Origin of the sequence: Legionella sp. PATHC032 (assembly GCF_026191185.1) — a bacterium.
GTDB lineage: Bacteria > Pseudomonadota > Gammaproteobacteria > Legionellales > Legionellaceae > Legionella.
In genome coordinates, this window is the sequence record NZ_JAPHOV010000001.1 from 260262 (window position 1) to 280950 (window position 20689).

Here is a 20689-nt window from a genome sequence, read left to right on the forward strand (position 1 = left end):
GTTATTGAATTAAAGTCCATGTATTGGTTTTCTCTAACTGGTAAAACAAGTGATTTCGTGGATCAATCGCTACCAAATGAACCCATTCATTAAAAAACAAGGTTTTTAAGATATCGTGTTTTTCAACTAATCCACTGATGATTTCGCGAGGAGCATACACTATAGTTAATAGGCGTTGTGGCTCATGAAAGGATTTGTCATCATGGCTCATGACAGATTGTAGTGGCAATCCATGCATTAAATCACTGGCATTGCCTTGCATCACTCCAATTTTTCCAGCGACATTATGAGTGATTTTACTGCCACTTCCATATGCGACGTTGTCGATTGTTGAAAACAGGTATTGAGTATTAATCCATTGGGCAACCACCATAGGCGCAGTCAAAATTGTTTCAAGCAAAGCACCGTCCTTGTCCTGGGACCAGTCATAAGAGTGTAAGAAACAACGCCCTTCCAGATTAATGTTTTTTGTCAGTTGGCGAGGTGCTACAATAAAAGCCGCATTGCGAGCAAGTCCCCATTCAGGTCTTGTTTCCGACCAATCTGTGCTTCTTCGCGCAATGTCTTTCTCTGCGTAGCCTATAGAATTTAAATAGTTAATTCGTTCTAAGTTGTTATTGTGTTTAGCTATTTTTAGGTCAGTTTTAAGCTGGTCCAGGATATCTTGGTGAATAAATTGACTGACATTTGAATGATAAATTTCAACTTCATCCGTCGTCGTGTCATGTTGTGCGCCATAAAACACAGTATCTTGAGGAATATTGATTCCATTTTCTGCTAGAGCCCTTCTCACTGTTATTTTATTGAGGATAGACGCTAGTAATTGCGCATTTTTTCCACCTTGATTGCCTCCACAAGCGCCACAATCCAGAGCTGAAGCATAAGGATTATTTTGAGTAGAGCTGCCATGACCACAGAAAATAACAAATTTAGCAAAATTTTCAGTCAGTCCCATGAGTCTCAATGCCATTTCAGCATAGGCAATTTGTTCTTGAAGTGAGATCCCTGCCTCTTTGTCTAATAAATCCAATTCAAAAACGGGCTGTGTTTGAATGGATGGACATATCATTTCGTTTAAGTCTTTGTTAATGCGCCTGGCGAAAAGTGGAATACATGATTTTAGGAGCATGGTAATCCCACACCAAATTCCTAATGATTCTACCAAGGCAAATGGGGTTGAAAAATTATACTTTAATTGCTGATAGACCCTGTTCAAAATATTTTTAAATTCTTTACCTTTCTCATGATGCTCTATGCAATGTTCATTTGCAGCAATTGCTTTTTCATAGATATTAAACCGTGGGTTTAATAGTACGGGGCAGGAGTCTTTTATTGTTTCACCGTCATAATCCCTGATGCTTACAGGTAAACCGAAGAATCCTGCAAATCCCAACGTCTCGTAGTGCCCCAGTTTTTCTATACAACGCCGAAACGGTTCTGAACGTACATCAATACAAAAAACCATCTGGGCATTAGCTCTATTTTCTTTTATATGAACTTTGTTTAACTCAGGCAAAAGCTTTTTTAAAAGCAATTGCCTGTAATCATCTTCTTTATTCTTTATATTTTGAATAAGTTGTTTAGTATCTGCACTATCTTTTTTCTTTTTTTTTTCTTCCTGGCTTGCTTCTGGCCATAATACGCAGGTGATGACTAGCCTCACCGCAAGAAAATCGACAAGGCTTACAGGGTTTTCATTCTTGCTATTTCGGTTTTTCCATTCGCTTATCCATTTAATATATCCAGCCCATCCAGGTAAGTGAGACAATGTTGTTTGGAGAAACTCCTCTTGTTTTTGGTTTAATACACCAAGTTTGTCAAGGCAAAGGCGGATAGATTGCTCAGGTTTTTCTGGCAGGTTAGATAACCAGTTCTTTGTTGATTTATTGTTTTGATGCAGTGCACTGTCAAAAGGGGCTAGCTTTAAAAAACCAAAATATAAACCTTTATCACGATGAGGCATTTCAATCGTACCTTGTCCAATGTCCAGAAAGCTTCCACACCATTTGATCATGTGCCAATTGACTCTTTCCAGGTTTTCATTAAATGGAGTATCCTTTTTCGCTGTTTGGTTTAGCAGGACGGCTTCTTCAAAGGTCATGGATTCAAAACCATGCAAGGAATTGCAGGCAATAAATTTTTCCAGAGGCCATACAGGTGTAATTTGTTTTGCAACATTATTTACCATGGCCCGGATAATCATGACATCATTATCGACTTTGTGGTTAAATTGGGCCGCTTGATTTTCATTGTTAATCTCGGTTTTTACTAGCGTGATGTGGTTCATGTTGGCTCCTTTTCTTAATAGTAATAAGTATGTCGATTTGCGGTAATGGTTTTGGGATGAGGGGTACTCGCATTAAACATTTGTATGTAAAACCAATCCCAAAGTCTGGTCTCCCTGATTTTTTTGAATAATCCTAGGCTGAATACAATCCAAAGGGAAAAGAAGACAATCAGAGTTAAGCCTTGTAAGCTAGTTAATTGGTATTGAGGTAATCCCATTAGATTAGGCAAGAGTGACTCGATAAGATGGACACTTCCCCCATAAAAAATTCCAATTGAGAAAACCAGAGCTAAGGTTAACATTACCTTTTTGAAACGCTTTTCACCTGCAATCAAGCCAAGAGTTAGTTGTGTACCAGTGATGAATGCGAAACTTAAAAGAAAGGTAGAGGCTTGCAGCGATAAAATCGGTTTTCCAGTGATGAAGGCAAAGCCATACATTCCTGCAAGCCCCCCTACAAATGAAATCAATAAGGTTGTCAACTTTTCAGGATGTGATTTATTTTGATATTTTTTCTGTTGAAGGGCTGAGCCTGAATTGAGGAAAAGATAGGATTTAAACAAGCCATGCCAGCATAGATGGGCGATAGCAGCAGGGAAAAGTCCAAGTCCGCATTGCATCATCATGAAGCCCATTTGTGCCATAGTTGAACTGGCAAGCATGCTTTTGATATTCCACTGCAATAGTTTCCAGAGGGTGCCTAACAGAGCAGTCAGTGCACCGAAGATGAATAAAATAGCTAATAGATTTGTTTGCACAACAAACAAAGGAGCAAATTTAACAATCAGAAAGCCCCCTCCGTTTACTAATCCTGCATGCATGAGGGCAGATACTGGTGTAGGAGAGTTTAATGAACTCATCAGCCAGCGATGAAAAGGCCAGATGGCAGATTGTGCCATCGCTGTTAAGATAATAAATCCTAGCGCAACGGTAATAGATGGCGATGATTTGTTGCTCACTTCGCTGGTTATTGTTTCAATCGACAGTGTATTGTTTGAGGCAAAAAGTATCCCAAATGCTGTGAGAAGAAACAGGCTTCCTGGTAGTAGCGTTTTTAAAGTCAGTATTCCTGAATTGTAGGCTGCTTTCCATTGTGATTTATGAATCATGAGGTTTATTAAGAGTAGGTTGCTTACTGACCAAGCAAGCCAGAACAATAAAAAATTGTCTGCCAAAGCCATTACCACAGTAGTTGATGTTATGGCTGAAAGATTGAAAAAATAACGTCGGTAGGATTTATCTCCATGCATGTATCGTATGGAAAAACGGTGAATAATGAAACTGATGAATAATATCAATGTGGTCAGTAAGAGGCTCAACGTGCTAACATGAAATAAAAAATAGCCCTTTTGGTTGACAGTACCTGAAGAGACGATTAATGCTAAAAGACTGAAAAGAAAGCCAATACCTATAGCAGAGGTACCGTAGTATGTTGCGAGGGTATTCCTTTTCTTTCCTAATAAAAGGTAGAGGAATATTGCCAACAAGGGTGATAGGATGAGGGAAATCGATAGCCCATTTAAAAGTTGTTCCACATTGGTTCTCCATTAGAAATTCTGTTCTTATTGTGGAAATATATTAGATATGTTAATATAAGTAAAATTAAAAATATTGATTCGAATTATTAGAAAAACTTATGTCAATTGATACAATAACCTTACAATGCTTTCTCGCAGTGGCTGAAACACAAAGTTTTACCAAGGCAGCACAGCGGGTTGGACGCACCCAGTCGGCTATCAGTCAGCAAATTGCCAAATTGGAAAATCTGATTGAGAAACCTTTGATTAATCGTGGACGGGAACTTTCTCTGACTACGGATGGTGAAATATTCTTAGGCTACGCCAAACGAATTTATGAGTTGCATCGAGAGTCTCTGGATCGTTTTAAAGCGCCTGAGTTACAAGGTGAAATCCGTTTTGGATTACCAGAGGATTTTGCCAGTATTATTTTATCAGATGTACTTGTTGAATTTTCAAGATTGCATCCCCGTGTGCTATTGAATGTGGAATGTGATTTAACTCTAAATCTCATTGAGCGTTTTAATGAAGGTAAATTTGACTTAATTCTCATTAAAACCACTCAACAACAGATAGGTACCGAGTGTATCCACGTTTGCACAGAACCTGTTGAGTGGATAGGAAAAAAGGAATTATTACCTCTTTTAGACAAACCAGGGCCAATCCCATTAGTGCTTTCACCAACACCTTGTGTTTACCGAGGTAATGTGATTGATGCTCTGGATAAAAAACATATTGATTGGCGACTGGTTTATAGTAGTGCGAGTTATGCGGGCAAAATGGCTGCTGTCCGCGCTGGTTTAGGGATTACTGCTATTCAACGTAGCATGATTCCCAACTATCTGGAACGGCTTGATTACGATATTCTCCCTGTATTGAATGATGTCCATGTGTCTTTGTTAAAAAGGAGCGAAAGCAATAAAGCGATTGAATCGCTGAAATTTTTTATCTTGCAAAAACTAAAACATTAATAATGCAAACAACGAGCAAGGGTAAAAGGGATATTTAGGGAATGAGTACAAAACCAATTAATTCAATTCTTGATGTATTAGATCGTCAAACAATCTTATCTATCATGATGATTAGTGTTTTTATTAGCTTATTGTCATTGAGCATCCCTATTGCTGCGCAAACGCTTGTGAATTTAATCGCGTTTGGCAAGTTAATGCAGCCGGTCATTACTTTAAGTTTCATGGTATTGATTTTGATGATGGCTTTAGGAGCCCTCCATATATGGCAAATTGTCATTATTGAGGTGATTCAGCAAAAACTGATGGTTAAAATCAGCCTACATCTGACACGACATTTCACTCATTTATCGCTAGACAATTTTTCAACACACCATGGACCGGAATTGGTCAATCGCTTTTTTGAAATCGTCACTATCAAAAAATCACTGGCGAGTTTATTGTTATACGGCATTAATTTGGGCTTACAACTTTTTTTTGGATTATTGCTGATTCTAATTTATCACCCTCTTTTTCTTTTGTTTGATGTTTTTATCATTCTTGGCATTCTACTGATCATTTTCATCCCTTACAAAAAAGCATTAGGCAGCGCCAAAAAAGAATGCTCTGAAAAACACGTCGTAGGTGCCTGGTTAGAGGAAATTTTGATTAACCGGTATCTGTTCCGTTTTAATTTATATCACCGCTATGTGGCCCAACAAACGGATAAAAAACTGGTTGCTTTCTTAAAAGCAAGAAATACCCATTTTAAACAGCTTATCAAACATCAAATTGGTTTTTACACGTTGTCTGCTTTGGCCAGCAGCCTTTTGTTGGGTTTGGGGGGCTATCTTGTTATTAATAATCAGCTAAGCCTGGGGCAGTTGGTTGCGGCAGAAATCGTTTTAGGCGCTCTTATTTACTCATTTAAACGCTTTGGTGTACTTTTAGAAAATTATTATGACTTGGTCGCCTCTGAAAATAAAATCGATGCAGTGCTTAATTTGTCGCTTGAACAGGTGAAAGAGGATGAGCATAGTGAGTTATTGACTCCAATTAATAGCATCCAGTTAGAGATGGATAGCAAGAATAAGGCATTGATAACTGTTGATAATCCATTATTAGTATTTTCGGAAAAATCAGATTTATGCCAATTTTTTGTTGAGCAAATATTTGGATTTCAAGATCCTGTTTCACTTCATGTACTTATTAATGGGATTCCTTGCGCGAAGAGAAACCTCATTTCTCTTCGCCGTTTCAGTTTATTGATTGCAGAGCCTCAGTGGTTTACGGGAAGCATTTATGACAATTTAGTACTCAATCATCGCAATATGTCTAACAAAGTCATTATTGAACAATTAAAAAATGTTGGGCTTGCTGATAAAGTGATACAATTACCGGAAGGCCTAAACACCATTCTTTATGAATGGCAGGATGTATTTACTTCAGTTGAAATTACCAAATTGATGTTGGTCAGGGCTATTCTATCTCAGCCAGAATTAATCGTTATTGATCGTGCTTTTGATCTCTTTAACCGTCAAGAAATCAATGAGATGATGGGGCTGTTATTGACGTTAAAAAATACACTGCTCGTGGTCGTGAGCCAGCATTCGGATTTTACTCATTTAAACAACCGTCTGGTGATTCCCTCATGAAACTGCACGCTTATACAATGATAAGTAAACTGCCTAAGCCTCAAAAAATAGGGAAAATAATTTTCATTGTTTTTGTTGCCATTATTCTTTTCTTGAGTTTTACTCCGTGGCAACAGTTTGCATTAGGTAACGGAAAAGTCATCGCATTTTCACCAACTGAGAGACAACACACAGTTAATTCACCAATTAGCGGAAGAATAAAAAAGTGGTATGTCGACGAAGGCATGCGTGTCAATCCAGGGGATCCAATCGTCGATATTACCGATAATGATCCGGAACTTTTGTCTCGTCTTGAAGTCGAGAAAAAAGCAATTTTGCTTCGTATAGAAGCAGCCAAACAAGCTATTGTTGCTGGGAAAGCCAATGTTGACAGACAAAAGAAATTGTATGAACAGGGAATTAATTCGAGAAGGCAATATGAGTTGGCACAAATTGAATATGCAAAATACCAAAATGAACTTGCGCAGGCGAATATTGACAAAGTGAATGTCGATGTTCGAATCGCTCGTCAAAAAACACAAATCATTAAAGCCCATGTCGCCGGTATTATTTTTAGGCGTTTGACTGGACAAGAAAGTGTCGTTGTGAACGCCGGTGATGTATTGGCTCAAATCCTGCCTGAAACGGAGTCCCGTGCTGTCGAGCTATGGATTGATGGGAACGATATTCCTTTCGTGCGTCTTAATCAAAAAGCTCGTTTGCAATTTGAAGGATGGCCTGCTATTCAATTTCGCGGATGGCCAGAAATTGCAGTGGGAACATTTGGGGGGACAGTATCCTTTATTGATCCTACAGATAATGGGTTTGGCTTATTTCGGGTCGTTATCGTTCCTAATGAACCCTGGCCTGGTACGCGTTTTTTAAGGCAGGGAGTGCGGGTTCATGGGTGGGTTCAGTTAGGTCAGGTGCCTTTATGGTATGAGCTTTGGCGTCAGTATAATGGTTTTCCCCCGGAAAGTGATCGCGAGAATAAAGCATCATGATTTTTTTTTCTACAGGCAAAAACAGATTGATTGTCTTATGTTTGTTCTTGATGCTGTCATTCAGCTGTTTTCCAAAACCAAGCAAACCTTTGCTGCTTGATGCTGTACTCAAAAGTGTTGATCGAAGTTACCCTCAGATAGTAATAGCGCGTCTTGAAATTAGAAAGGCTGAAGGCGATTATGTCAATGCATTAGGAAAATTTGACCCCTCTTTCGATGTGAATCCCCGCTTCCAGCCGGTCGGGGGGTACATTAATAATTATGCGGATAATGTTTTTAATGTGCCAACCCTCTATAATGGGCTTAAATTGTTTGGAGGCTATCGTATTGGCAGAGGCGATTGGCCAATTTACTACCAAAACTATTTGACCAACTCTGGTGGTGAGTATCGTGCGGGCCTTTCTTTACCGTTGCTGAGAGACAGGCGAATTGATAAAGAGCGTACTGAGCTTTTTACGAGAGAAGAAACGATTCGCATGAAACAGCAAGATGCTGCCGCCACAAAAATTAAAATTTATCAGGAAACCATTAAAGCCTATTGGCAATGGGTTGAGGCGGGTTTCCAGTTAAGAACTTTCAGGCACCTGTTAAATTTAGCTAAAGAGCGACAAAATGCGATTATTCAACAAGCTCAACAAGGTGATCTGCCTAAACTTGCCATTGCAGAAAACTTACAACTTATCGTTCAACGTGAACAACTGGTCAATCAAGGAGAAATGTTATTGGCACAAGCTGGCATCAATCTTTCACTTTACTATCGTGACGCAAATGGCAAACCGCAAAAACCGGAAGAAAGTCAATTACCGGCATCATTTCCTAAGCAATCAATTCAAGTATCCAATAGTATTTCACAGTTACAACGGCATCCTGTTTTGCGTAAATTGGAGAATTATTCAAAAATTATTAAATTAAAACAAAATTTAGCAAGAAATGAACTTCTTCCTAATCTTGATGCAACAGCCTATACCTTCAAGCAATATGGAACAGGTGGTTATCCTTTATTGATCCCACAGGCTGCTATGATCGGTGTGAATTTTAAATTTCCTATTTTTCAACGCGAAGCGAGAGGTAAGCTTATCAGCACCACGAGCGAACTACAGCAAGTAAGAACAGAAATGAAATTTACCTATGAACAGTTAAATAATGAGCTGTCTAATCTCCTCGTTGCAATAAAAATATATCAGCAGCAAGTGGTTTTGCTTAATAAAGAGTTAAACCTTGCGCGGCAAGTAGAAAGAGGTGAAACCAAAAGATTTTATGAAGGCGATAGTACGCTTTTTTTAGTGAATCAACGTGAACAAACAACAGCGCAAGTCAAGTTAAATTGGATTAACGCGGAAGTCAATTTACAAGAGGCTAAGGCTTTAGCGAGATTTTTTTCTTCCACGCAATAATAATGGATATCAATTTGAGACGTAGGTGATAAATATCTTGTTTACCCACAGACGGGGCAAAATATAATTGATAACAACTTGCACTCCCCCTTGGCATATGTTACATAATGTTTACTTAATGTTCATATTTTATAATGCTTGACTGAAACATTAAATCATTAATCCTAAAAGGGAGTATACAGATGTCATATTCAATAGATAATCCTGGTGGCGGGGATTGTGGATTTTATGCTCTTGCTGTTGGTTTAATAAACATCATACAAAATGAATACAAACTTCACGGGAAAAGTAAAACTTATGATCGATGGAAACAAGTGGAAGGTATTTATGGCATACGAATGCAAGATATCCTTAATGTCGATTTAAAAAAACTGCATGATTCACCTTACACTTATAAAAGTGAATTATTATTTCTATTGCAGATGTCTCTACGAAATATTGCCGTGATTGTGAATAAAGAAGATTTGGTCAAGAGAATAATCGAAGAAGGGCGAAGTAAAGATCAAACCAAAATCGAAGGATCAAATGCTTATTGCAAATTCATGGAATTGGTACAACTTTATTTGTATCGAAGGGGTTCTCTGGAAATGATAAGCCAATTCAATGAACTAGCCCTCTCCCCGGAAATTGTTCAAACAGCTCAGGATATCGCCAGAATGCTGAGACCAATCCTCAGGAATCAACCTTTTCATCAGGCACAGAAAATAGAAAATGCGTTTGTTAAGGAAGTCTTGCTAAACGATGTTCTATCAGGCAATGCAATCAATTCAAATTCAATTATTTTAAAGAGCCTTGAAAAAATTAAAGAGCGGGGAAGATGGGCAACACATGATGATTTGAAAGAAATTGCCGAACTACTTAAAATAAACCTCAACGTTGTTGGCCAACCGAATGGCAAGCCTATTCCTGGCCATCCTACAGTAAACCTAATTAATCATTACAATACACACTGGACAACCCAAATAGAATCTCTCCATGGACCCAGACAATACAGTGTACCCCGTAAGGGAGCTTTTGGTTATGAAACCGTATCTGGTAGAGCTGTTTCTTTAAAAGAAGAGCAAATTGTTGATAGGACTTTCAGAACCCAAACTGAATCAGATAGAGCAAAACGTTACAACCAACACTTTGAAACACTGTTTGATACTTTATCACCTTACGGTTTCTTTCCGCATGCTCAGAATAAAAGGAATGTTCATGTTTTTGGTAAAGCGCAAACTGGTTTAGAGTCTGATGAGGCTTTGGCAGTTCAATTACAGGAAGCAGAACTTAGACGGCTCGTATTCTGATAAATCGCTTTATCGTAAAAAATTTCGAAACTCAATATGAAACTAAGGGTATCTTGGCAGGAAGCAGGCAAGTTACCCTTGATTTATTTTGTCCATAAGAGATCATTACATCAGCACTTACGATAAACCCCCAATCTCTTTGTTAAAAAATGTTTTTAATTCGGTCATTTAGTTTATCAAATCTCCCTCATTAAAAACATTTTTTGCCTCGACCTTGGGGTTTATCGTAAGTCCTGTACATTTCACAACAAAATAGATAAGAGCAATGAGTAAGTGCTTTTATTTTATCGCTTTACTGCCCCAAGAGTTTTATACTGGCAATTCTGTAACATTGCCCATCATTTCATTTTCATGATGGGACATCACTAAAATTTGAGACATGTAAAGCATTAAAATGCTATAAGGCAAGAAGCAGATTAAATCGAAGGGGAATTTCAATAAACCAATGCCACCAAAAGATCCTAAATAAGAAATAATAGAAAATGATCCCATGTACATGATAAACCATGCCAGAGATGAGCCATTTCTCAAAGAAATATGGCGATGGTAAAAAAAGTAAATACCAAGTCCCAAAAGCAATGCTGCGTTTAGCTTCCAAATAATAGAAAAACCACACCAGTACAGCATGAGATTACATATATAAAAGGCGATATGTGACAAGAAAACACTATTTGCGAGCTTGAAAGGTCTATCCATATGGGGGTGCATTTTACGCATGGCCAAGAGACAAATCGGGCCAATTCCGTACGATAAAATGCTTGCTGATGAGAGGAATGCTACTAGTTTTTGCCATCCTGGAAAGGGTAAGAATGCAAAAGAACCAACCAAAAGATTTGCATAAAGCGTTACGTAAGGTATGTTGTGGCGGTTGACCTTTAAAAAAAACTTAGGCAAGTGTTGGTTTAATGCCATGCCATACAAAATACGAGATGTAGCTGCGGTATAAACTAAAGTCGTGCCAAAAGGAGAAAAAGCGGCGTCAAACAATAACAGGGTAGCAATAATGCCAAGTCCTAACAAAAGAGTTAACCCAACCAATGGACCTTCATCACCGGGATAACTCAATGCATGCCAACCTTGGGCCAAATATTTTTCTGGTACAGCCACTATAAAACTGAACTGCAACATAAAATAAAGAATAAAGCCAACCAATACTGCTCCAAGTATAGCAATAGGAATATTTCGTTGTGGATTTTTCACTTCTCCTGCCAGGATTAAACCATTTTGAAACCCTGTAAAAGCAAAAGCTACACCGCCTGCAGAAAGAGCGGTAAATATCTCTACCCAATGCTCTTTGCTTGACAGATTAATATTAACATTAGCAAGAGATGGTGATTGTTTTAACAGCGAAATAATAGCGATACTCGGTAAAACAAATTTAATAATGCTGGCATACTTGTTGCATTCAGCTAAAAACTTAATCCCATAAGAATTCAAAATAACTACAAAGAGCATAATCCCGATTGCGGCAAGGTAACCATAATTGGAAAGCTTGAGTGATTCGGTATGATTATCGATTAATATTGGAAAAAAATGGCTTGAATATTGCAAAATTGCCTGTATTTCAATAGGTGTCATAACGACATAAGATAACCAGGATGTCCATGCGAACAAAAAACCCACTTCTCGACCATGTGTGTAAGTAGGATAATTAGACATACCTCCTGAAACTGGAAACATCGTTCCCAGCTCACAAAGCGGCAAGGCAATAAACAACATAAATATTGCAGCAATAACCCAGCTTATCAGAGAATTACTACCTGCCATTTGGGCGCTGATAAATGGACTGAATAACCAACCTGAACCAATCATTCCACCAGCTGACGCAACTAATATATTCAGGGTTGAAATATCCCGTTTTAACATCTGTTATTGTTCCATTTGTTTACCAAAACAACGTTATCTGTCCGATGGACCTTAACGAGGAGCGTTTGACATAGGATTCGTCATTGGATTTAAGCAATCCATCAGTAGTTTTAAAATTAATCCAAGTGCAACCAGACTGACGCTGATAGCCGCAAGCGAGTATGTGGGGAGTTTCAGGTGATGAGTGTGCATATCACATAAGTCATCGTAGATATTGGTCATAGTTTCATAAATGTCTTTGCATTGCTCAAGAATCTCTTGGTACTCATCACCAGTTAGAACAATGCTATCGATTTGTTTCATCATATCCTGATAAAGAGCGAGGGGTGAATGCTTTCCTGATGATGAAAAGGAGATGGCGGAAGAAAAATCATATTGATCTGACGCTATTTGGTAAGTGGTCAAACGATTGCTCGGTTCAATATATTTCGAGCGAATAATATTCCCGCCATGCATAAACCCGGCAACATGTAATAAAAAATGAGCGAGAAGGATTTTTGGTGTAAATTTGCCTATTTTTTCAAGGTAATTTTCGGTTGTTTTTGTTATCTCATCCTTACTAATTTCATCAGGATTAACGCTTAGTTGCCGTAAATCACTTTCTATACCAGGGGTGCGCCATAAATGCTCAAGATAGGATAAAGCAAAAAATGCGCTGATTTCAGACTGTTCTATTTTTGATAAATTTTGTAATTTTGTTTCTATGGCTTTAATAATCAAAAAATGCTGAATCAAGCGTGAGGCGTATAAATCTTTAGGGATCTTTGCATTTTTAAACAGATATTCTGTTTTAAAGCGGTGATACTCCGCTTTTTCATGTTCTTCTGTAAGTTGGCCGGGTTTTCCATTTTTATAAGTTGCAGTGATTAGGGCTTTGCTAAACATTCGAGATAATTCCTTGATAGAGCATGAATAGAAATATTTATGTTTGTTGGGCGCATTATATATGATTGCCGGTTGGTGTGCTATTAAAAATCATTGGGCGTGGAGTTTGATGTCTAGTGTTTTTTCCTAAAAAACCCCATCAAATAATCATTTTGTGCAATCAGAAAAATAGAAAATCGATGGGCTGTTGATAATTTAAATCAATAGCTTGCTTCGGAGAATAAAAGCACCTTATTCCTGCCTTTGTTTTTGGCATGGTATAAAGCCTTATCAGCCGCTTCAATAAGTTCAGCAGGTGATTTGGCATCGTCGGGATAGATGGATATTCCGATTGAAACCGTTATCTGACCAACAGGTTGTGCTCCGTATTTAACTTGTAAATTGGAAATGGCTGAACGCAAATTTTCGGCTTTCATTTTAGCAGCCTGAGCATCAAGGTCGTAGAGTAGCAGGACAAATTCTTCTCCACCATATCGAGCTGCAATATCACCCAGGCGAATATCACTATTTAAAATTTGCCCTATCTCTTTTAATACAAGATCTCCTGCGTCATGACCAAAAGTGTCGTTGATCTTTTTAAAATGATCCAAATCCAGCATTAAAATGGCAAATGAGGCTTTTGTCCGTTCAGCTTGGTGTAATTGTTTGAATAGAAAATCTTCCAGATAACGGCGGTTGTATAATCCAGTGAGTGGATCACGGATGGATTGATATCGTAAATTCTCTCTCAGGCGAACATTTGCTAAAGCCAAGGCAGTAAGCTCAGCGAATGCTGTTATTAGTAAGCGTTGGTTTTTATCAAACTTTGGGTCAACTTCAAGGTATAACAAACCGTAAATGTCATTTTGAGCCATTAATGGTACACAAAGCAGTGACAATTCTGGTTGCTCGACAAACGTCATATGACTGCACATCAACTCGGTGCGGGATGAACCTATATAATGAATTCTACCAAGCCGGATAGCCCAACATTGCTCTGGGGTAAAGGTCAGATCGTGCGGGTGAGGATTACCCCAACTGGCTGCTTTTTCCAAATAGTTTTTGGAAGGATGCATGATAAACAGATACCCGCTTGAAAATTGCAGCAGTCGTTGGGAGTATTTAGTCATCACCTCGCTTAGTTCTTCCTGGGAACCGCAGGCCAACATAATGTCACTCATTTCAACCAGTAGGGTAATTTGTTCATTTTTCTCTTGCAGTTCTTTCATTCCATTAGCCAGTTTTTCATATGATTCCTGTAATTCGGTATGTTCTTGTACCCGTTTGGTAATATTGCGAACGCTGTGCACTACTCCTTTAATTTCATTGTCACCATTTTGAATGAGTCTGGAGGTCATTTCATAAATAGTTTTTTCGTGTTCCGTATTCAATTCGATATTTTTAGTTTCTTCATCCTTTTGCAGAGACTCTTTCCAGGATTGCACCAATTCTTTTTTATTTTCAGGGATATCAGCGAACGCTTCTTCCAGAGACATCTTGATGCTGATGGATTTATCAAAAAGACGTTTAAACTCGCGCTGATAAGCTTCATTAAAAGTGATAAATCGCTTATCTTTATCAAAAGCGGCTATCATATCACTGGCACTTTCTATAATTTTCTTTAAACGAATCTGCGTGTTCTGATTCTGCAGTTCAGTTTTTCTGCGCGTCGATAATTCTATATTTGCCAGAATAAAAGCTATCGTTAAAAATAATATACTTGCAATACCTCCAGATATTAAAATGAAGCTGCTGGTATCAGCCCAGCGAAGGGCACGAGTATTTCTTTCTGATAAAAGTACCAATTCAACAGATTTGATTTCTTGTCCGAGACTTTTAACCTGATGAGACAAGTCTTGACTTTGATTAAGTAAATCATAGCCTTCTTGTGTATTCAGTTTGTCACTCATCTTTAACTGGATGAGTTGATTTAACAAGCCTAATCGCTGTTCAACCAAATCAATAAAACGACGGGTTCGCTTGTTTTGTTCGGGGTTATTTCTGGTTAACTGCTCAAGTTTGTCTAAATTCAGTTTTAAAACAGATTTCATATTATCCACATCGACCATAAATTGAGAGTCAGACCCGCGGATCAGGTAAAACCGTTGGCGAGATTCGATATCGACTACATCATAAAGACAAGTATCTATAGTTTGGATAACTTTATGAGTATGAGAAACCCAGTTATTGGCTGAGATTAAATTTTTAACCTGGTTATAAGAAATAATATTGATGATTAAAAGCAGAGAAAGGGCAATAATAAATATGACGTTAAGTACAGTTCTGCTCAATCGCAAGTTACTTAAAATGGAGCGTTGTCCAGTGGCGGTTTGATGCCAAGCGTTATTCATGGCATTGGATCATCCTAATTTTGTTGCTTGATACTTTGCATTGTCTTGATATGAGTATAGTCCAAAAAACGGTTATTAACGAAAAGATGACCACTATAACAACTGCCTTGAATTAGAAAATCAAGGCAATTGCGGCACTACCTGATCAACAGATGCCGCATCCCAATTTTTGTTGAGTGACATCAGGCTTATAAGAAGAAGGATGTTCCTTAGGTGCAAACAAATTAATTACTTTCGAACTTACAGGTTTAGGCTCTATTGTAACAGTTAAATTTTCTTGAGGTTGGGAGCGATGCCCTAAAGCATACAAGACCTTTGATGTTGTATTTGCAGTGGTCTCCACCTCCACTACATGGTTGGCACTGGATGATGCTGCAGACACAATTTCTTGTTGCTTGAAAAGATATAAATTCGTTAAAACAATAGTGGATTCAAGCACCATCAATGCAACACCAAGAACAGGATTGAGCGCAAAACCTAATGCGACAAATAACCCCGCTGCTACCAGAGTAATTGTTGAGTTATAGCTTAGGCTCACGAACAGGTTTTGGAAAATATTTTGTTTTGTTTTTTTGGCTACATCAAATGCGGTCGCAATAGGGAATAATAACCCTTGTTGTACCACAATGCCTGCATGTTGTTCAGTGATGGAATCGCCGATACTTGATTTAACAGCAATGCCTATATCGGAATAGGCAATTGCCGTAGCGTCATTAGCGGCATCACCAACCATAGCCACTTTAAAGCCTTTTTGCTTTAATTGTTGAATATAACTGGTTTTGGATACTTCACCCTTTTTCGTGACAGCCCCTACGGTGTTCGCACAGATATTATCTTTGGGAATGCCTAATAGTGCCGCATATTTTTCTGCGGTAGCCTGATCTGCTCCTGTGCAAATATGTACGGTTTTACCAAGACGTTTCAATTGCTTCACTGTGGCAATGGCATCTTCTCGCAATGGATCAGTTAAGGCAATTTGTCCTATCACTGTTGTCCCACGCACAATATAAACGGAACCGTTTTCAGGATTATCATAGGGTTTGTCGATAGAAGTAATTCCATTGGCTGCAAGCATGTCTTTATTCCCTATCATAAAAGTCTCACCGTTAATAATACCTTTCATGCCAGAATGATGACTCTTGTCAATGGAAGTGATTTCTAATGGCTCGGTTGCGACAGTGTTTTGCTGTTCTATGTAAGATTTAATAATTTTCGCTACCGGATGATCAGATTGACTTTCCAGTAATGCAATAGGGCGCAAATATTTTTTATCGGTAATATGCAATGATTGCACCACCATTTTGCCTTGAGTTAGAGTACCATTTAGATCAAAAACAATGGTGTCAATATCGGCTGCGGCTTGTAACGCTTTACCGTTGTTAAAGTGGATGCCGTTTTCAGATGCTTTTTTCATACCGATTTTAACTGCCATGGGGGTAATTAAACTCAAAGCGCACGGGCAGGCACTTACTAGAACAGACACAACACATTGAATAGCCAGTGCCGGGTTAAACAATGAGCCGATGACAATCCCTGACAGGAGCGCTACCGCAATCAAACCAGGAATGAAGTATTTCAATACCTTGTCTGCAAACATTTCAATAGGCGCTTTCTCATCATTCGCTTTATTAATATTTTTGGCAATCAATGATAGATAAGAGTTTTGATAAGTTTTGGTAACCTGCATTTCTACTGAAGGGATATGATCAGCCAATTGCATGCCGGCTTTTACAACATCGCCTGGATTAAATTCTTTGAGTTTGGGCGAACCATCAATTCTTGTGGTATAAAGGAGCGCTTTTTTCGTTAAGACACCATCAACAGGAATAACATGTCCTTTTTTAACAATAATCATGTCGTTAGGAATTAATGTCTTGACTGAAATTTCCTTCTCCGGATTACCCTTTAACAGGACTAATGGCTGTACACAATCCCGGACATCCAATTTTTTGTTGATTTTACCGACTAGAGTATGTTCAATTCCTTCACCTAAATGCCAAAAGCCTAAAACAAAAGGTGCTGCCTCAAACATCATAGGTAGACCGGGGATAAAAACGCTCGCAATAGAAACAGCAAGAATGGTTAGAGTGCTAATTGAGTATAGAGTGGTGGTGTCCCATTTTTTTTCTTTCAATGCTTGCCAAGCGGATTGATAAACTGTATGGCCCAAATACAACGTTATCAAAGAGGTAAGTCCTGTGATGACATAGTAGGCAACCAGGGGAATATTAAAGGTCCCAATTGAAAGAACAAGTAATCCAACTCCCCAAATCAAACCTAAGACTGCTTTGATCCAATGATTTTCATGATGATGCTCATGATGGTGCCCATGCCCATGAGAATGGGCATGTTTTGTTTTTTTTGGGTGCTTTTTAATGGGATGAAGATGTGTATTCTTAGACTCATGTGTATGAGGGCGAGGCTCCATTTTTTCAATATCCTGGAGTACTTCCATTTCCATCATGTCTATTACAGAAAGGCCTTGCTCCTTTAAAATCTGAGTCACTTTGGTTTTTATGACATGATTCTCCTTAGATGCGCTCAATAGGCTGATGCTTTTATTTGAACCAGTCAAATCGACTGCTACTCGTATTAATTCCAACTCTTTGGTTTTAGCCAGAATCTGCTCAATTGTTTCTCTGGATTCTTCCGGGTTGAGAAGTTGGGTATCTTTTGCAAGGTAGAATCGATAATTACTATACAGCATGGCTTTCCTCTATCAAAAGGGTTATCTGGTTGCTATAGAGAAAGGTTAATTTTCTGCAAATGCCTATTTTGAAAATGGATCTGCAAGATAGATCCAGCTGTTTGTCCCTAATAAGATTTCTTCCTAAGCCAGGCGTTACAATCACATACTGCCTCTCTCAAAAAATGTTATATTGTAACATTTAATTGTTAGATAACAAGGAAAATTAAATAATTTTTAGACAGTAAATGATTTCTATGAAATAATGATTGATTGTTGTTTGATCATTTTTCCTTGAAACAGGGATTATGATAAAATAGTGCGCACTGACTATTAGTTTAAAAGAAGATTAATGAAACATAATTTGTTGGATAAGGCTTATAAACATTGTGTAAACCATGGCTATCGATTTACAGAGCCAAGGGAGCGTGTCCTCAAAATATTAGTCGATGAGAGAAAGCCTCTCGGTGCTTATGATATATTGCAAAGATTATCTATGGAAGTTGATAATCCCAAGCCGCCAACGGTCTACAGGGCTATTCAGTTTTGGCACCAAGAGGGATTTATTCATTGCATTGACAGCCTGAAATCCTATGTTGCCTGTCTGCATGGGCATCATGTGGGACAGGCCCAATTCCTTATATGCAATCAGTGTGATTTTGTCAAAGAATTGGAATGTCTTGTTGATTTCACTTCGGTAACAGAAGCGGCGAACTCTATTCAATTTTCAGTTATTAATTGTACTGTAGAAATCAAAGGCTTGTGTGCTGATTGTAATCTGGCTAACCTGGGAAATTAATTCCTGGTAATAATTTCCCTATGCTCTGTAAAAAATGACATTTATTTACCCCATATATAGCAAAATAATGCTGTTATAGTCATTTGAATTTTAAATGACCGATTTCCTACTTACTGTTGTTGTCAGCGGTGTCCACAAAGCGGTGCTGGATGCCTCGGACAAGCCGAGGCACGTAGATTGTTTAACAAGTCATTTAAAAATCAAATAACCATATAATTTTTAGCAATAAGATAACAAGTTTTTAAATAATAAAGGCTGATTTTATTCGTTACATTTTTAGATAATGCAAAAGACAACATCTGATTCTCGAAATGCTTTATTGATGATATAGGGTAATAAATGTAGGGCCTTGGAATGCAAAGCTATTCCTAAGAGCGGCCTCTACTTCTTCTTTTGAATTAATTGTCATCACCTGTGCTCCGAAAGAGAAGGCAATTTGTTGGACATCAATTGGTGGATGATTCAAATCCAGGCGAAAAAAATCTTCTTCTGTGAAGGATTTATTTTGAGACATATCTGTTTTTAATACTCTGTATTCTTGATTAACAAAACAAATAAAAATGACAGGGATCTTATATTTGGCAGCTGACCATATTGAATGAATCGCATACATGCTACCCCCATCACCTACAAAACAAATTGAATGGTGTTTGGTGGCTAGAGAAATACCTATTGCTAATGGCATAGCCCAGCCAAGCCCACCCCCTCTTGGGGAAAAATTTACCTTTAAAAAACCAAGGGTTGTTGCAATGTCCTGCACAACAGCATCCTCCGATGAGCCTTCTGTTATCAAATGGACAGAGCGATCTACTTGATTCAGTAGGGTAACAATCAAAGAATGCAGAGGATGTTGTTTATATTTTTTTTCCAAATTTTTAAGGTTGGCGGCAGGGTTAAGCGGTACATTTAAGCTATTAATTTTTAAATGTTTGCTAATAGCAGTCAAGGTCACCTCAAGATTGCCAAGAATTGCCAGATCGCATGGATAGTCGAAGGCCAGATGTTCCGATGTGGCGCTGATTTGTATGAAACGGATACTCTGTGGAATGGAAGATTGGCCAGTATATAAATATCCTTTCACTTTTTCGCCTAAAAGCACCACAGTTTCATATTGCAGCAGCAGGTTATGCACTTCTCCAGATTTATCAGATAATCTACCTTTGTAATTTAAACTTAAGGGATTAATGACTTCACGTACATGATAAGGGGCAGAATAAACATCAGCATTGAGTTGATCTGCTATGGCATGTAACAGGTAAATACTATTCGATGCCCCCACTTCATAATCCGCTATAAATGCCAATTTTCCTTTGGGTGTATTTGTTAAAACTTCACAAATTTGGTTGATTTCAGTATTGACGCAGGTATGTAAAAACTTTGTCTTCTTTATGGTGGTTTCTTGGGTTTCCTCTTTCCAAATATCCATAGGAATTGATAGAAAAACCGGGCCTGGCCCAGGCAAAAGGGCTTGAGCATAACCACGTTGCAAAGCAACAGCCAGATCGCTGGCGGAATTAACCTCATAGGCATATTTTACTGCGGTTTGAGCTAAAGAGCTTAGATCTCCGGACATTACCGGATTGTGAATTAAATAGGGACGCTCATGTTGGCCAGCAATGATTAGCAGTGGAATTCCTGAGGTGAACGCATTGTATATGTTACAAATGGCATTCGCTAATCCAACATAATTATGTAAATTAACAATAGCTGGTTTCTTCGTGATCATGGCATAGCCCGCGGCTATACCTACAGTACTGGATTCCTGTAGAGTGAGAAAATAAGTCGCATTATCACATTGCTGAATTGTTTCCAGAAATTTTAATTCTGTAGTGCCAGGATTGCCAAAAATATAATTAATTTCAAAGGTAGTTATAAACTCCTTTAGAACATCACTTCCTGTTTGCTTCACAGAGAAATATCCTTACAAATAGAAATGCTTTCCGTATTTACATTCCTAGCACAAAATAGATATCGGTTCAATTTTTCCAATTCATAAAAGGGTTTTCAGGAGTGAAAACTTGTGGCTGTTTTGTGATGGGGGCTTGCAATCA

At 38.2% G+C, this 20689-nt stretch carries 13 protein-coding genes; 6 read left to right on the forward strand and 7 right to left on the reverse strand.

Annotated features, from left to right (window positions below):
- Nucleotide 1: 1 nt before the first annotated feature.
- Together OQJ02_RS01150 and OQJ02_RS01155 are read right to left on the reverse strand one after the other, a co-directional pair.
- Complete coding sequence (locus OQJ02_RS01150) at nucleotides 2-2287, reverse strand: DUF2309 domain-containing protein (RefSeq protein ID WP_265717517.1); 2286 nt, start codon at nucleotides 2285-2287, stop codon at nucleotides 2-4.
- Nucleotides 2288-2301: 14 nt separating this feature from the next.
- Entirely contained in the window at nucleotides 2302-3822 is a 1521-nt protein-coding gene (locus OQJ02_RS01155) for a proton-conducting transporter membrane subunit (protein WP_265717518.1), read from the reverse strand.
- 101 nt (nucleotides 3823-3923) lie between these two features.
- Here OQJ02_RS01155 and OQJ02_RS01160 point away from each other — a divergent pair, with 101 nt between their 5' ends.
- The 5 genes from OQJ02_RS01160 (at nucleotide 3924) to OQJ02_RS01180 (ending at nucleotide 10072) form a co-directional block, all read left to right on the forward strand.
- Nucleotides 3924-4775 carry a LysR substrate-binding domain-containing protein gene (locus tag OQJ02_RS01160; RefSeq protein ID WP_265717519.1) on the forward strand — a complete coding sequence of 284 codons (852 nt, stop codon included), beginning with the start codon at nucleotides 3924-3926 and terminating at the stop codon, nucleotides 4773-4775.
- A 41-nt stretch (nucleotides 4776-4816) separates the two neighbouring features.
- Nucleotides 4817-6406 carry an ABC transporter transmembrane domain-containing protein gene (locus OQJ02_RS01165; protein WP_265717520.1) on the forward strand — a complete coding sequence of 530 codons (1590 nt, stop codon included), beginning with the start codon at nucleotides 4817-4819 and terminating at the stop codon, nucleotides 6404-6406.
- A complete protein-coding gene (locus tag OQJ02_RS01170) occupies nucleotides 6403-7389 on the forward strand; it encodes an efflux RND transporter periplasmic adaptor subunit (protein ID WP_265717521.1) in 987 nt (328 codons plus the stop codon). The genes OQJ02_RS01165 and OQJ02_RS01170 overlap by 4 nt, the downstream gene beginning before the upstream one ends.
- Complete coding sequence (locus OQJ02_RS01175; RefSeq protein WP_265717522.1) at nucleotides 7386-8783, forward strand: TolC family protein; 1398 nt, start codon at nucleotides 7386-7388, stop codon at nucleotides 8781-8783. The genes OQJ02_RS01170 and OQJ02_RS01175 overlap by 4 nt, the downstream gene beginning before the upstream one ends.
- A gap of 182 nt (nucleotides 8784-8965) precedes the next feature.
- A complete protein-coding gene (locus OQJ02_RS01180) occupies nucleotides 8966-10072 on the forward strand; it encodes a type IV secretion protein Dot (RefSeq protein WP_265717523.1) in 1107 nt (368 codons plus the stop codon).
- A 309-nt stretch (nucleotides 10073-10381) separates the two neighbouring features.
- Here the strand turns inward: OQJ02_RS01180 and OQJ02_RS01185 are convergent, their stop codons facing one another.
- The 4 genes from OQJ02_RS01185 to OQJ02_RS01200 form a co-directional block, all read right to left on the reverse strand.
- A complete protein-coding gene (locus OQJ02_RS01185) occupies nucleotides 10382-11938 on the reverse strand; it encodes an APC family permease (protein ID WP_265717524.1) in 1557 nt (518 codons plus the stop codon).
- A 51-nt stretch (nucleotides 11939-11989) separates the two neighbouring features.
- The gene (locus OQJ02_RS01190) at nucleotides 11990-12823 is read right to left on the reverse strand and encodes a biliverdin-producing heme oxygenase (RefSeq protein ID WP_265717525.1); all 834 of its coding nucleotides are present in this window, start codon (nucleotides 12821-12823) and stop codon (nucleotides 11990-11992) included.
- Nucleotides 12824-13023: 200 nt separating this feature from the next.
- The gene (locus OQJ02_RS01195) at nucleotides 13024-15153 is read right to left on the reverse strand and encodes a diguanylate cyclase (RefSeq protein ID WP_265717526.1); all 2130 of its coding nucleotides are present in this window, start codon (nucleotides 15151-15153) and stop codon (nucleotides 13024-13026) included.
- Nucleotides 15154-15298: 145 nt separating this feature from the next.
- Nucleotides 15299-17860, reverse strand: a complete 2562-nt coding sequence (locus tag OQJ02_RS01200; protein WP_265717527.1) for a heavy metal translocating P-type ATPase — start codon at nucleotides 17858-17860, stop codon at nucleotides 15299-15301.
- 331 nt (nucleotides 17861-18191) lie between these two features.
- On the opposite strand from OQJ02_RS01200, the gene OQJ02_RS01205 reads away from it, so the two are divergent.
- Nucleotides 18192-18638 carry a Fur family transcriptional regulator gene (locus OQJ02_RS01205; RefSeq protein ID WP_265717528.1) on the forward strand — a complete coding sequence of 149 codons (447 nt, stop codon included), beginning with the start codon at nucleotides 18192-18194 and terminating at the stop codon, nucleotides 18636-18638.
- A gap of 316 nt (nucleotides 18639-18954) precedes the next feature.
- On the opposite strand, the gene OQJ02_RS01210 is transcribed toward OQJ02_RS01205, so the two are convergent.
- Nucleotides 18955-20547 carry a thiamine pyrophosphate-binding protein gene (locus OQJ02_RS01210; RefSeq protein WP_265717529.1) on the reverse strand — a complete coding sequence of 531 codons (1593 nt, stop codon included), beginning with the start codon at nucleotides 20545-20547 and terminating at the stop codon, nucleotides 18955-18957.
- Between the last annotated feature and the right edge of the window lie 142 nt (nucleotides 20548-20689).